Origin of the sequence: Arthrobacter nitrophenolicus, assembly GCF_000332815.1 — a bacterium.
Classification (GTDB): Bacteria; Actinomycetota; Actinomycetes; order Actinomycetales; family Micrococcaceae; genus Arthrobacter; species Arthrobacter nitrophenolicus.
Window position 1 is genome coordinate 43284 of the sequence record NZ_AOFD01000006.1, and the last position, 12556, is coordinate 55839.

The 12556-nt window shown below is 64.5% G+C and carries 12 protein-coding genes and 2 pseudogenes; 8 read left to right on the forward strand and 6 right to left on the reverse strand.

Features of this window, described 5'->3' with window-relative positions:
• Position 1: 1 nt before the first annotated feature.
• From G205_RS03380 to G205_RS03390, 3 genes are read right to left on the reverse strand one after another with little or no spacing between them, the layout of a single operon-like run.
• Complete coding sequence (locus G205_RS03380; protein ID WP_009356743.1) at positions 2-769, reverse strand: amino acid ABC transporter ATP-binding protein; 768 nt, start codon at positions 767-769, stop codon at positions 2-4.
• Entirely contained in the window at positions 766-1662 is an 897-nt protein-coding gene (locus G205_RS03385; protein WP_009356744.1) for an amino acid ABC transporter permease, read from the reverse strand. The genes G205_RS03380 and G205_RS03385 overlap by 4 nt, the downstream gene beginning before the upstream one ends.
• Positions 1663-1709: 47 nt before the next feature.
• Positions 1710-2639 (reverse strand): ABC transporter substrate-binding protein, encoded by a 930-nt coding sequence (locus G205_RS03390; protein ID WP_009356745.1) that lies wholly within the window; start codon positions 2637-2639, stop codon positions 1710-1712.
• A 415-nt stretch (positions 2640-3054) separates the two neighbouring features.
• Here G205_RS03390 and G205_RS03395 point away from each other — a divergent pair, with 415 nt between their 5' ends.
• The 5 genes and pseudogenes from G205_RS03395 (at position 3055) to G205_RS03415 (ending at position 8718) form a co-directional block, all read left to right on the forward strand.
• On the forward strand, positions 3055-3729 hold the full coding sequence (locus G205_RS03395) for a haloacid dehalogenase type II (RefSeq protein ID WP_009356746.1): 675 nt from the start codon (positions 3055-3057) through the stop codon (positions 3727-3729).
• Positions 3730-3757: 28 nt separating this feature from the next.
• Positions 3758-5035, forward strand: a complete 1278-nt coding sequence (locus G205_RS03400; protein WP_009356747.1) for an NAD(P)/FAD-dependent oxidoreductase — start codon at positions 3758-3760, stop codon at positions 5033-5035.
• 159 nt (positions 5036-5194) lie between these two features.
• Positions 5195-6620, forward strand: a pseudogene (locus G205_RS03405) (aldehyde dehydrogenase family protein).
• The gene (locus tag G205_RS03410) at positions 6617-7738 is read left to right on the forward strand and encodes a tartrate dehydrogenase (protein ID WP_009356748.1); all 1122 of its coding nucleotides are present in this window, start codon (positions 6617-6619) and stop codon (positions 7736-7738) included. Before G205_RS03405 ends, G205_RS03410 begins: the two are co-directional and overlap by 4 nt.
• The gene (locus tag G205_RS03415) at positions 7735-8718 is read left to right on the forward strand and encodes a D-2-hydroxyacid dehydrogenase (RefSeq protein WP_009356749.1); all 984 of its coding nucleotides are present in this window, start codon (positions 7735-7737) and stop codon (positions 8716-8718) included. The genes G205_RS03410 and G205_RS03415 overlap by 4 nt, the downstream gene beginning before the upstream one ends.
• 69 nt (positions 8719-8787) lie before the next feature.
• Here G205_RS03415 and G205_RS23940 read toward each other — a convergent pair whose 3' ends face one another.
• From G205_RS23940 to G205_RS23950, 3 genes and pseudogenes are all read right to left on the reverse strand, one after another.
• Positions 8788-9009 carry a hypothetical protein gene (locus G205_RS23940; protein WP_235046760.1) on the reverse strand — a complete coding sequence of 74 codons (222 nt, stop codon included), beginning with the start codon at positions 9007-9009 and terminating at the stop codon, positions 8788-8790.
• The gene (locus G205_RS23945; protein WP_235046761.1) at positions 9009-9731 is read right to left on the reverse strand and encodes an MFS transporter; all 723 of its coding nucleotides are present in this window, start codon (positions 9729-9731) and stop codon (positions 9009-9011) included. The genes G205_RS23940 and G205_RS23945 overlap by 1 nt, the downstream gene beginning before the upstream one ends.
• Positions 9732-9877: 146 nt before the next feature.
• Positions 9878-10198, reverse strand: a pseudogene (locus G205_RS23950) (MFS transporter); the annotation flags it as partial.
• Positions 10199-10822: 624 nt separating this feature from the next.
• Between G205_RS23950 and G205_RS22440 the strand changes: the two are divergent.
• The 3 genes from G205_RS22440 to G205_RS22450 are packed head-to-tail and all read left to right on the forward strand — an operon-like array spanning position 10823 to position 12551.
• The gene (locus tag G205_RS22440; RefSeq protein ID WP_235046762.1) at positions 10823-11143 is read left to right on the forward strand and encodes a sugar ABC transporter substrate-binding protein; all 321 of its coding nucleotides are present in this window, start codon (positions 10823-10825) and stop codon (positions 11141-11143) included.
• An 11-nt stretch (positions 11144-11154) separates the two neighbouring features.
• Positions 11155-11847: a sugar ABC transporter substrate-binding protein gene (locus G205_RS22445; protein ID WP_235046771.1), complete on the forward strand. Its 693-nt coding sequence runs from the start codon at positions 11155-11157 to the stop codon at positions 11845-11847.
• Between the two features lie 59 nt (positions 11848-11906).
• A complete protein-coding gene (locus tag G205_RS22450; protein WP_235046763.1) occupies positions 11907-12551 on the forward strand; it encodes an ATP-binding cassette domain-containing protein in 645 nt (214 codons plus the stop codon).
• Positions 12552-12556 lie beyond the last annotated feature (5 nt).

A 12556-nucleotide genomic window follows, 5' to 3' on the forward strand; every position in this document is an offset into this window, starting at 1 on the left:
CTTAAAGGACCTTTTCGAGGAAGGATCGGGTACGGGGTTCCTGGGGGTTGGAGAGGACTTCGCGGGCGTCACCGCGTTCGATGATGTAGCCGTCGTCCATGAAGACCAGGGAGTCCGCCACTTCGCGGGCGAAACCCATTTCGTGGGTGACCACCACCATGGTCATGCCCTTCTTGGCGAGGTCCTTCATGACGGCGAGGACTTCGCCCACCTTTTCCGGATCCAGGGCGGAGGTGGGTTCGTCGAAGAGCATGATCTCGGGGTCCATGGCCAGGGACCGGGCGATAGCGACGCGCTGTTGCTGGCCGCCGGAGAGCTGGGCGGGGTAATAGTCCCCGAAGCCGGCCAGGCCGACGCTGGCGAGGAGTTCATGCGCCCGTTTGGCTGACTGCTTCTTGTCGGCGTGCTTGACCAGGACGGGGCCGGACATGACGTTCTCGTGCGCGGTCATGTTCGGGAAGAGGTTGAAGGACTGGAAGACCATGCCAACCCGGGTGCGCTGCTCTGCGAGTTTCTTGGGCGGCAGGGCGTGGTAGGCGGTAGCGGTTTCGTAGTAGCCGAAGTCTTCGCCGTTGACTTTCAGGACTCCGGAGTCGACGGTTTCCAGGCCGTTGATGCAGCGCAGGATGGTGGACTTGCCCGAGCCGGAAGGCCCGATAATGCAGCAGATTTCACCGCTGGCGATCTCGAGGTTGATGTCCTTGAGGACTGTTTTGGGTCCAAAGGACTTACGGATTTTCTGGGCAACGATCGTGCCGTCGTGGCTCATCGGGCCGCACCTTCCGGATCAGTGAGCACGACCGGTTTGGCTTTGCGGGGAAGCCTGGAGGTCGCGCGCGAATATTTCTGTTCGAGCTTGGACTGCGGGTAGCTCAGTAGCAGGGTCATGACCAGGTACCAGAGGCTGGCGACGATCAGCAGCGGGATGGTTTCGTAGGTGCGGGCGTAGATGAGCTGCGCGCTTTGGAGCAGTTCGGCGACACCCAGCACGCTGACGAGGGACGTTCCCTTGAACATGCCGATGACCTGGTTGCCGGTGGCCGGGATGATGGAGGGCATGGCCTGCGGGATGATGACCTTGCGCATCCTGGTGCCGGCGCTCATGCCGAGGGAGTCCGCGGCTTCGATCTGTCCTTTCCCGACAGAGGAGAACCCGCCGCGGATGATCTCGGCCATGTAGGCGGCCTCGTTGAGCGTCAGGCCCACGAGGGCCGCGGTGATCGGGCCCATGATCGCGTTCGTGTCGACGGCCATCCCGATGTCCGTGAACGGGATGCCGATCCTCAGGTCCGGATACAGGGCGGAAATGTTGAACCAGAAAATCAGTTGCACCAGGACCGGGGTGCCCCGGAACAGCGTGATGTAGAGCCCGGCAGCGATGGAAACCGGCTTCACATGCGAGGAACGCATGACCGCCAGGGCCAACCCGAGGAGCGTGCCCAGGGCCATGCTCGCAACCGTGAGGAAGATCGTCAGCATGAGCCCGCGGAGGATCGACTCGGCGAAGAAGTACTTGCCGACGACGTGCCACTTGAAGTTGGGGTTGGTCAGGACGGAGGTGAGGATTCCGATACCGGCGAGGATGCTGAAGATCCATCCGGCGTACTCGGCCCGGGTCCGAAGCCGAAGCCGGGGCTTCAGCGCTGCATCGATGCTGCCCATCGTTGTTTCACTTCCTTTTGTGATAACTGTGGCCATGGGGCGCCCCGCTAGTTCAACTTGGCGTCGGTGATGGCGCCGGACTCCAGTCCCCAGGTTTCGAGGGACTCCTTGTACTCCGGGGTCTCCAAAACTGACTGGATGGCCTTCTGCAGCGCCGGGGTCAACGGTGAGCCCTTCTTTACGCCAATCGCGGTCACGTCGCTCGAGCCAACGTTGACCCTGCCCAGGAGGGTGAAGGAGTCCGGCTGCTGCTTCTGCGCCCATCCCAGGGACGTGGTGTCATACAGGACGCCGTCGATCCGCTTGGAGTGCAGCTGGGTCAGGGCCTCCTGGACGTTGGGCAGCGTCACGGCGTTGATCTCCGGCTGTCCCTTGGACGTGCAGGTCTGCTCGCTCAGGGCCGGCAGGCGCTTAAGCTGGCCCGTGGACCCCTGGGTCACGGCGATGTTCTTCCCGCACAGGGTCTCCATCGTGAGGTTCAGCGGGTTCCCGGCCGCTACGGCCACCGAGTTGCCGGCCTTGAAGTAATCAATCATGTCCAGGACCTTCAGCCGTTCCTCTGTCTTGGACATCGTGGTGGCAGTGAAGTCAAAACGGCCGCCGTCCAGGCCCGGGACGATCGTGTCGAACTTCGTGTCCACGAACTTCAGGTCCAAATCCAGCTTCTTCGCAACAAGCCGGGCCACGTCCGGGTTCAGCCCGATAGGGGTCTGGTTGTCCTCGGCGAGGAAGGTGGTGGGCGGGTAGTGCAGGTCCATCGCCACCGTAAGCTCACCCTTGTCCTTGTAGGACTGCGGCAGCAAGGCGACGGCGTCCGCATCAGGCTGGACGCCTTCCGAGATGTCGGTGGTGTTGTTGGTCAGCGACTTCGTCTCTTCGCTTGTGGAACTGACTCCGGCCGCACCACCACAGGCGCTCAGGGCCAGTACAGCGGCGAGCCCTACGGCCGCGGTCTGCAGTTTGTTAATGGTCTTCATGGGATGTCTTCCTTTGAGGATTCGAGCCGGGGGACTGCGGTGTCGCCACGGGATGTGGAATGTGAATTGGCGCCTTGTGCAAGGGAGCAAAGGGAACGCGTGGAGCGGCGTCTTCAGTTCGGGTCAGGCCGTGTTTGTGATCCGTGTCTCTTCGGCCTCTAAAGCAATGCAACCGCTTCAAGAGTAGATTGTCAACAATTCACAGCAACAAATTTTTGGGAACGGGCGAGTTTGGGCGGCGAGTCTGCAGACGCGAAAAGTTGTTGACAATTTACAATTTGGCGGCCTACAGTCGACGTATCGGGCAGGAGATCTTCCGGCTTGCGCCAGTACTTCCCTGCCGCATGAACGTCCCCAACTTCACTGCTCCCAAGGGATGCCCGCCCCAACCTCCTGATCAAGAACGGAACAGAACATGGCAGAGACCAACTTCCGGCCGAAGTACATCTCGTTTGATGTCTATGGCACGCTTATCAACTTCGACATCGATCCCACCACCCGCCGCCTGCTCGACGGCCGCATCTCCGAAGAGCAGTGGCCCACCTTCAAGAAGCAGTTCCGCGGGTACCGGTTCGATGAGGTCCTTGGAAACTACAAGCCCTACGAGCAGATCCTGCAGGATTCCTTTGACCGGGTGTGCAAGCGCTGGGGCATCGGACCAACCCCCGGTGCCGGAGCGGAGTTCGCCGAGGCTGTACGCGGCTGGGTTGCGCACGAGGACGTGCCGGCTCCGCTGAAGCTCATGGGCGACAACTACAAGCTGGTGGCCCTGTCCAACGCCGACACCAGCTTCCTGGACATCAGCATCCCGAAGCTCGGCGCCGATTTCCACGCCGTCTACACCGCCGAGCAGGCCCAGGCCTACAAGCCGCGCTACCAGGCCTTCGAGTACATGCTGGACACCCTGAACGCCAAGCCGGAGGACTTCCTGCACGTCTCCTCGCACACCCGGTACGACATCCACCCGATGCACGACCTGGGCTTCCGCAACCTCGTGGTGCTGGACCGCGGCTACGACCCCGTCACCACGGGCTATGACGTCTTCACCGTCAAGTCCCTGGACGAACTGAACAAGCACCTCGGTCTCTAAGCCGACGACGAGACGAAAGGCCACTTCCGTGAAACTCATTCCTTACTGGCTGGACACCGCCGAAGCTTCCGGAGACTACCGGCGTACACCGGTTCCCGAAGACGTTGATGTCGCCATCATCGGAGCCGGCTTCACCGGCCTGTCCGCTGCCCTGGAATTCGCCAAGCAGGGCGCGAGCGTTGCCGTCTTCGAACGCCACACCGTGGGGTGGGGCGCCTCCGGCCGTAACGGGGGAATGGCCACTACGGGCCTTGCCATCGGTTTCAGCACCGCGGTCAAACGCTACGGCGAGGCACGCGCGGTCGAGTACTTCCGCGAGTACAACGACGCCATCGAGACCATCGAGAAGACCGTCCACGACCACGCGATCGACTGCGACTTCCAGCGGTTCGGTAAGCTCTCCCTGGCCTTTCACGAGTCGCACAACGACGGTTTCCGGAAGTCCCAGGAGCTCCTAGCCAAGCTCGTGGACCACCACGTCGAGGTGATTCCGAAGTCCGAGATCCACTCCGAGATCGGCACCGATTTCTACAAGGGCGCCATGATGGACCCGCTCGGTGCGGGCCTGCACGTGGGCAAGTTCTCCCACGGTCTGGCCGGGGCGGCCGTCGGTACCGGCGCGGTGGTCTGCGAGGACGCGGGCGTGACCGAGCTCAAGCGCATCAACGGCACGGTGCACGACGTGCACACCACCCGCGGGATCACCCGGGCCAAGCAGGTCCTGGTGGCCACCAGCGGATACACGGGCAACATCACCCCGTGGATGCAGCGCCGCGTCATCCCGGTGGGCAGCTTCATCATCTGCACGGAGCCGCTGGCCGAAGACGTGGTCAACCGCATCCTGCCGAACCGGCGGATGGCCTCGGACAGCAAGATGCTCACGTACTACTTCCGCATCACTCCGGACAACCGGCTCCTGTTCGGCGGCCGCGCCCGCTTTGCCCTCTCCAGCCCCGACTCGGACGTTAAGAGCGCGGAGATCCTGCGCAAGGCCATGCTTGACCTGTTCCCCTACCTCTCCAACGCCAAGGTGGACTACATCTGGGGCGGCCTGGTGGACCTGTCCATGGACCAGATGGTCCACGCCGGCGAGCACGACGGGCTCTTCTACTCGCTCAACTACAGCGGCCACGGGGTTCAGATGGCCGCGCACATGGGCAAGCGGATGGCGCACTACATGGGCGGAGACAAGTCCGCCAACGTCTGGGCGGACCTGAAGAACCCGCCCGTGCCGGGCCACTTCGGCCCGCCGTGGTTCCTGCCGTTCATCGGCGCCGCCGCCAAGGTCATCGACCGGGTCAAATAAACCAAACCTCCCAGCCCGCCAACCTAAAGGGTTCCCATGCCAACAACACCGGTCGCTGAAGCGCGCCCAAAAAACACCGAGGAAACTGCCTTCAAGCGCACCCAGTTTGCCAACCTTCCGGGTGGTGCTTTTTTCGAGGGAAAGTGGCACAGCGCCGACATGACCCTGGAGGTCCGGGATCCCGAGGACGGCGTCCTGCTGGGGCGGGTGTGCAGCTCCACGTCGCAGGACGTGGAGCGCGCCATCGCCCATATCCACCGCCAGCTCCAGTGGGAGGACTGGCCCCTGCGCGACCGGCGGGAGGCGCTGGAGAAGGCTGTGGTGCTTCTGGGGGAGCAGGCGGAGCGGTTCGCCAACATCATCGCGGCGGAGAGCAGCAAGACCATCGGCGAAGCCGAGCGTGAGGTGCGCCGCTGCGCCGAAACCCTGCGGCTCTCCGCCGCCGCCTCCGGGGAGCTGCTGGGGGAGACCCTGGGGTTCGAGGACAGCATGGCCGGTGCGGGCAAGATCGGCTGGTACAGCCGGAAACCCGTGGGCATTGTCGCGGCCATCACGCCCTTCAACGATCCGCTGAACCTGGTGGCACACAAGCTGGCCCTGCCTGATCGGGGGCAACGGCGTCGTCCTTAAACCATCGCGGCGGACACCGCTCACTGGCCTTGCCCTGGTGAAGCTGCTGCTGGAGGCGGGTGTCCCGTCAGGGCGGATCGCGGCCATCGTGTCCGGTCCCGGCGTCTCCGAGGCGCTGGTGACCGATCCCCGTGTGGACCTGATTTCCTTTACCGGCGGCCCCGCGACGGCGGAGCGGATCGCCGCGGCAGCGGGCGGGAAGAAGATCCTCTCGGAGCTGGGCGGAAACAATGCCACGATCGTATGCGCGGACGCGGACGCTGAGGCTGCGGCCGAGGCGATTGTGGCCGGTGCCTTCGGGGTGGCGGGCCAGAACTGCCTGTCAGTGCAGCGGGTGTACGTGCACACGTCGCTGTTCGATTCCGTGCTGGAGCTTGTCACCGCGCGCACCAGGGAACTGAAGACCGGTCCCAAGCTGGACCGCGGCACGGACGTGGGGCCCCTCATTTCCGAGGCAGAGGCACGGCGGGTCGAGGAATGGGTGGAGGAAGCCAAGGCGGCCGGCGCCACTGTCCATGCAGGCGGGCAGCGGCGCGGCGCCTACTACCAACCGACGGTGCTCGCCGACGTGCCGTCCGCGTGCCGGGTGATCCGGGACGAAGTGTTCGGTCCGGTGGTGTCCATCCTGCCGTTTATCGAGGTGCAGGACGCGGTCTTTGCCGCGAACGCCACCGAGTACGGGCTGCAGGCCGGCGTCTTCACCCGGTCGATCGATCTGGCCCTGCAGATAGCAGAGAAACTGCACGTGGGCTCGGTAGTCATTAATGAAACGAGTGACGTGCGGATCGATTCTATGCCGTTCGGCGGCTTCAAGAAATCCGGTGTGGGCCGGGAAGGCGTCCGGCACGCCGTGCGGGAAATGACCGAACCCAAGAACACCATTATCAACATCGCGGGGGCACCCATGCAGCGGCAGCGCCCGGCGGCCACCCCGGAATGGAGCGCTTCATCATGACAGCACACAGCATTGCGGTGATCGCCGGCGACGGCATCGGCAAGGAGGTTGTCCCGGCTGCCATCGAGTGCCTGGAACGGATCGCGGAACTGCATTCCCTGGACCTGGAGTTCACGTACTTCGACTGGGGATCCGACTATTATCTCCGGCACGGCCGGATGATGCCGGTTGACGGCCTGGAACAGTTGGCCCGGCATGACGCGATCTTCCTGGGTGCCGTCGGCTCCCCGGAGGTGCCGGACACCGAGTCGCTGTGGGGGTTGCTGATCCCCATCCGCCGGGAGTTCCAGCAGTACATCAACCTCCGCCCGGTTAAAACGCTCGACGGCGTCAGGTCGCCGCTGGCGTCCAAGGAACCTATCGACATCCTCATCGTCCGGGAAAACAACGAGGGCGAGTATTCCGAGGTGGGCGGCCGCGCCTACCGCGGCCAGCCGCACGAGACCGCGGTGCAGGAAACGATCTTTACCCGCCAGGGCGTGTCCCGGGCAGCCCATTTCGCGGCGGCGCTCGCCTCCTCCCGCCGCGGCCTGCTGACTTCGGCAACCAAGAGCAACGGCATCATCCACACCATGCCGTTCTGGGACGAAGTGGTGGAGGTAACTGTCCGCCTCTACCCCGACGTGACCCTGGTCAGCGAGCTGGTGGATGCGCTGGCCGCCCACCTGGTGCTTAAACCGTGGACCCTGGACGTCATCGTTGCCTCCAACCTGCTGGGCGACATCCTCTCGGACCTGGGCAGCTCGGTCACCGGGTCCATCGGCCTGGCCCCGAGCGCCAACCTGAATCCGGATGGCGACTTCCCGTCCCTCTTCGAACCGGTCCACGGCTCGGCGCCGGACATCGCGGGCAAGGGACTGGCGAACCCCGTGGGCCAGATCTGGTCCGGTGCCATGATGCTCCAGCATCTGGGCCATCCGGAGGCTGCCGAACACCTCCAGCTGGCCTTCGAGTCGGCGCTCCGCGAGGGACTGGGCACCCGGGACGTGGGAGGCCCGTCCTCCACCGCGGAGTTCACGGCCGCCGTCCTTGCCGCCATCGACGTCTACCACGCACTGGACGCGATCGATGCACGGGTAACGGACGGGCCGGCGGCAGCACCGGCGTCGTCCTCATGACCGTGGCGGCCGGGGGCGCAAAGCCCGTTGTAGCAGTGCTGTATCGGGAAGCCCTGCCGCCGCGGCTGGCTGAGATCGAGGCGCTGGCCGAGGTCCGCCTGGCCAAGGCCGACGCCCTGGCCGGGGCGATGGACGGCGCCGATGTGCTGTACCAGTGGCACTCGTTTTCCCCGGCGCTGCGGGAGAACTGGGGTGCCGCGTCAACGCTGCGGTGGGTCCATGTGTCCGCCGCGGGGGTGAGCCAGCTGATGTTCGACGAACTGGTGCGCAGCAGGATCCAGTACACCAACTCCCGCGGCGTGCTGAGCCGGGCGATCGCGGAGTTTGCGCTTGGATTTGTGCTGGACCTGGCCAAGGATTCGCAGGGGTCCTTCCGGCGGCAGCAGGAGCAGCGGTGGGAGCACCGGACCAGCCGGAAGATCCAGGGCCAGCGTGCCCTGGTGGTGGGGACGGGGTCCATCGGGCGCGAAATCGCCTCGCTGTTCCGCGCCGTCGGCATGCAGGTCAGCGGTGCGGGCCGCAGCAGCCGGCCCGGCGACACGGATTTCGACGAGATCCACTCTTCGCAGGAGCTGGCCCGAATTGTCCCTATTTTTGACTACGTTGTCCTTGCCGCACCGCTGACCGGGCAGACCAGGGGACTCGTCGGTGCGGAAGCCCTGGCGGCCATGAAGCCCAGCGCCCACCTGATCAATGTGGGCCGGGGCGAACTGGTGGAGACGGATGCGCTGGTGGATGCGCTGGCGGCAGGATCAATTGCCGGCGCCGCGCTGGATGTTGTCCATCCCGAACCCCTGCCTGCGGGGCACCCGCTCTGGGCCCTGGAGAACGTGATCATCACGCCCCACATGAGCGGGGACACGGAGGATTACCTCGATGATCTCGGGGCGCTGTTCGTGGAGAACCTGAGGCGGTACTGCCAGGGCGAACCGCTGCAGAACGTGGTGGACAAGCAGTTGGGGTTCGTCGCGGCTTCCTGACAGAAGCTCCCACAAAAAGCAGGACGGCCGCTGGTTTTCACCAGCCGGCCGCCCTGTTTTTTCTTCTAATCAGCGTGCCGCGCCCGCCAGTTCGTCCTGCCGGACCGGCTTCTCGGCTTTGCGGGCTTCGAGGTCATCCAGCGACTTGCCGCGGGTGTCGGGGGACAGAAGCGTGGCCGCCGTGGAGACGAGGCAGATGCCCAGCGTGGTGAGGCCGATGGTGAGCGGGATGTTGGCGGAGCCGGGAGGGGCGATCGCGGTGAAGATGCTCGGGAAGAAGGACGCGAGCATCAGCCGATGTTCTGGGATACGGCGAATCCGGTGACGCGGATCCGCATGGGGAACTGCTCCTGGAAGAACGTGGCGAAGGTGGCGTTCCACATCTGGAAGAAGATGCCCTGCACGATCACGACGCAGGCGAACACCAGCGGCAGGCTGCCCTGCTCGATCGCCCACAGGTATCCGGGTACCAGCAGGCCGCCGACGATGCCGCCCGTTGCCATGAGCGTGCGCCGGCCGATCCTGTCGGACAATGCACCAAACAGCGGGATGGTGGCGACAGCCGCAATGTTGGCAACGAGGGTCACCCAGAGAAACTCGCTGCTGGAAAAGCCGTTGCCGTAGCCCTCCTGCGTCGCGTAGGAGACGCCGAAGACCAGGGTGGCCATGCCGATGACGTTGGTGAAGGTCATGAGGATGCACCGGACCACCGCGCCCGGGCGGGTGCGGAGGAGCTCAACGAGCGGGAAACGCTGCTTGGCCTCGGTGGTTCCCTTGGCCGCGTAGGCGGGGGGCTCCTGCACACGGCGGCGGATGATGTAGCCGGCCAGGATCACGACGGCGCTGAGCAGGAACGGGACGCGCCAGCCCCAGGCGCTGAACTGGTCGGCCGGGAGCAGCGCCGCGAGCGGCAGCAGGACGGCAGTGGCCAGGATGGAGCCCACCTGGGTGCCCTGGAGAGTGAAGCTGGCGAAGAAGCCGCGCCTGGCGTCGGGGGAGTGCTCAACGACCATGGCGCTGGCGCCGCCCAGCTCGCCCGCGACGGCGAAGCCTGGATGAGGCGGAGGAGCACCAGGAGAACCGGGGCCAGGAGGCCCACCTGTCCGTAGGTGGGCAGGAGGCCGACGGCGAAGGTTGCGAAGCCCATGAGGAGCATTGCAAAGACAAGTACCTGCTTGCGGCCGTGCCGGTCACCGTAGGCGCCCAGGACCACTGCGCCGACGGGACGGGAGACATAGCCGACGGCGTACGTGGCCAGGGAGGCGATGATGCCGACAGTCTTGTTCTCGGCCGGGAAGAAGATGGTGGGGAAGATGAGCGTCGCGGCCAGCGAGTACAGCGCAAAGTCGTAGTACTCAAGCGCGCTGCCGATCCAGCCGCTCATCGCGGCTTTCTTGGGGTCCCTCTTGCCGGCGCTGGCTTCAGGGGCTGGGGACACTGCCCCGGGGGTGGTGCTCATGTGGTGATCCTTCGTCGTCATTGGCAAGGAGCCGGAACCTCGGTTCCGCACGGTCTATGACCTTGGTCGTCCTGCAGAGGCTCGGGAAAGCCCTTTCCCCTGAATCGTTTCATCCAGTTTAGGAGGTGACGGTGGTTACGTCAATGCGGGACGTGCACCACACTGGTCCAGCTTTTGCGGCCGGGGCTTGACCTGCGGCCCAACTCGCGGGCGAGGGTGCACTAAAACTGGGCCAACATGGCAAAGGCAGCCACACTTGGCGCAGCTAAAGGCTTTATGGGCAGGTCCTCGTCAAGGTCCGATCGCGTCCATTCTCCACCGCACTTGGTCCATCCCAGGCCGCCGGTTGCGCGAAAAGCTCTCGATGAGTTAGCGATAAATCAGTTCTGCACGCCACCGCTGCTGGTCATGAGGAGCCCGGCTATTGCTTTATTTTCCTTGTTTTTATACGGGCTGGTCCGCTACCTGGGGCTCTCGGGCAACTTTCGCAAACCCCTTGATAGTGCGCTAACTCAGCCTGTAAGGTAGCTCACATGGCCCCGGAGGTGGGGCGACCTCGAACACAAGGAAGTGTTGTTCATGCAGAGAACTACAACTGGAATCCGCCGAAACAACAGACTTGGCAAAGCAACTCTGTGCGCGTCCGTGCTGACGGTCGCCATGTTTGGGCTGGCTGGATGCAAGGGCGGCGCCGCCGCTGACAACGCGGAGGAGAAGGCAAGCGGAAAAGGGCTTGTCATCGGCTGGAGCCAGCGCGGCATCAGCGGCAGCGACTGGTGGAAGACCCTCGTTGAGGGCGGTCAGGCCGAAGCGGGCAAGATCGGGGCGCGCCTCGAGTTGCTCGACGCCAATGGTGATACCGTCCGGCAGAACGCGGATGTGCAGACTCTCATCACAAAGGGCGTGGACGTCGTGGTCATGAACCGAACGACCCACTTGGCGTCGGGCCCTCGGTCCAGGCGCTGAAGGATGCGGGCATTCCCGTCGTCACCGTCAACTCAAGCCTGGACAAGTCATTGGTCCCGGACATGTTCTGCTACGTCGCTGAGGACCAGGAGCACACCGGCTCACTCGCCGGCGAAACCGCAGCGCAGAAGGCGCTCGAGAAGTTTGGTGTCCAGGGCGAGATCAAGCTCGTCGGAATCGGCGGCTTCCCGGGAGACGTTCTGAGTGACCTCCGCTTCAACGGTTTCATGGCGGGGTGGAACCGCGTTATGGACAAACACCCGGGAGTCACCACCGTAAAGCTCGATACGAAGTACGGGGAATGGAAGCCCGATAAGGCGCTCGCCCCGATCCGGGATGTGGCCACCGCCAACCCGGACCTCAAGGTTATCTACAGCATGAGCGACGTCATGCATGGCGGCATTGTCCAGGGCCTGCAGCAGGCCGGACTCTGGGGTGACGGGATCATCATGGCCAGCTACGACGGCGGCATGGGGGCAATCAAGGAAATGGTGGACGACCCGAAGGGTCCGCTGCAGGCTGATGCGTCCAACCAGCCGTGGGACCAGGGAGCCGCCGCAGTGCGGATGGCACTTGCCGCCTACAACGGCGATCAGGCCCAGTGCCCGGACAAGACGAACTACATCGAGACGACGGTGATCACGCCCGCCGAGGCGCCGGAGTACTACGTCCCAACGGACACCTACGTCCGCGCAAAAAACTGAGCTCCCTGGCCGGCCCTGCCCGTGGCCGGCCGTTCCACCCAGAGCCCTATATAAGGAGCATGATGCTCGCCCATAACCCGGTCTCGCCTTCCTCCGCAGCGGCGGAGGCAGTGCGAGACAACCACGACGGCGCTCCGGAGCTGCAGCTCGACAGCGTCACCAAGTCCTATCCTGGCGTCCAGGCGCTTAAGGGAGTCAGCTTCAGCGTCTCCCGCGGATCCATTCACGCACTTGCCGGGCAGAACGGCGCCGGCAAGTCGACGCTCGTAAAAATCCTCTCCGGAGCGGAATCCCCGGACGGCGGGACCATCCGCCTCGGCGGCGAGCTTCAGCGTTTCCGTGACCCCATGGACGCACAGCGCGCCGGGATCCACACCATCTACCAGGAACTCTCGCTCGTGCCGTCCCTCTCGGTAGCCGAGAACATCTTCCTCGGCCAGTTGCCCAGGAGAGCGGGGGCCTCGGTCGACTGGCAGCGTATGCAGGCCGAAGCCCGGACCGCGCTCGACCGGGTAGGGTTCGATCTCGATGTCCGCCGCCCCGTAGCAAGCTACTCCACAGCGGAACAACAAGCCGTGGAGTTGGCCAAGGCCCTGCACAAGGACGCACGGTCCTGCTCCTGGATGAACCCACCTCCACGTTGCCCCTGCCCGATGTTGAGCGGCTGTTCACCGTCCTCCGCTCTCTGTCCGAACAAGGCGTGACGCTG

Bases quoted from the DNA above. Each gene is read 5' to 3' on its own strand.
- G205_RS03380 (WP_009356743.1), bottom strand. From the start codon at position 769: ATGAGCCACGACGGCACGATCGTTGCCCAGAAAATCCGTAAGTCCTTT.
- G205_RS03385 (WP_009356744.1), bottom strand. From the start codon at position 1,662: ATGGGCAGCATCGATGCAGCGCTGAAGCCCCGGCTTCGGCTTCGGACC.
- G205_RS03390 (WP_009356745.1), bottom strand. From the start codon at position 2,639: ATGAAGACCATTAACAAACTGCAGACCGCGGCCGTAGGGCTCGCCGCT.
- G205_RS03395 (WP_009356746.1), top strand. From the start codon at position 3,055: ATGGCAGAGACCAACTTCCGGCCGAAGTACATCTCGTTTGATGTCTAT.
- G205_RS03410 (WP_009356748.1), top strand. From the start codon at position 6,617: ATGACAGCACACAGCATTGCGGTGATCGCCGGCGACGGCATCGGCAAG.
- G205_RS03415 (WP_009356749.1), top strand. From the start codon at position 7,735: ATGACCGTGGCGGCCGGGGGCGCAAAGCCCGTTGTAGCAGTGCTGTAT.
- G205_RS23940 (WP_235046760.1), bottom strand. From the start codon at position 9,009: ATGCTCGCGTCCTTCTTCCCGAGCATCTTCACCGCGATCGCCCCTCCC.
- G205_RS23945 (WP_235046761.1), bottom strand. From the start codon at position 9,731: ATGGTCGTTGAGCACTCCCCCGACGCCAGGCGCGGCTTCTTCGCCAGC.
- G205_RS22450 (WP_235046763.1), top strand. From the start codon at position 11,907: ATGATGCTCGCCCATAACCCGGTCTCGCCTTCCTCCGCAGCGGCGGAG.